Raw genomic sequence first — 447 nt, forward strand, 5'->3', positions numbered from 1 at the left:
TTCCTAACATAAGTTCGACAATTATTGTTCAGCTAATGATGACGATTCCTCAAGCGATTACTTCTGAAGCTGTTCTTTCAGCTCTTGGTTTAGGTGTTCAACCACCAACTTCTTCTCTTGGCTCAATGATCAATGATGCGCGTGACGAGATTCAGTATTATCCATATTTGGTCTTGATCCCAGGCACTTTTCTGGTATTAATTTCTTTGGCCTTTTATCTGTTTGGTGATGGTCTCAGAGATGCGTTTGATCCAAAAAGCAGTAATAGTGGGGACTAATCATGACTGAAAAACCAGTTTTACAAGTTAAAAATTTATCAGTAGAATTTCATACATACGCTGGAACTATTAAGGCAATTAGAAATGTTTCTTTTGAACTTAATAAGGGTGAGACCTTGGCGATTGTTGGTGAATCAGGCTCCGGAAAATCCGTTACGACACATACTTT

General features: G+C 38.0%; 2 protein-coding genes. Both read left to right on the top strand.

The features are described from left to right. Positions 1 to 278 (top strand): ABC transporter permease (locus tag KH893_RS12235; protein WP_281166330.1); only part of this gene is annotated, 278 nt, incomplete at its 5' end. Between the two features lie 2 nt (positions 279 to 280). Then, a partial coding sequence (locus KH893_RS12240; RefSeq protein WP_281166331.1) for an ATP-binding cassette domain-containing protein occupies positions 281 to 447 on the top strand: 167 nt, incomplete at its 3' end.

The sequence above is a fragment of the Liquorilactobacillus sicerae genome (assembly GCF_029916425.1).
Classification (GTDB): Bacteria; Bacillota; Bacilli; order Lactobacillales; family Lactobacillaceae; genus Liquorilactobacillus; species Liquorilactobacillus sicerae.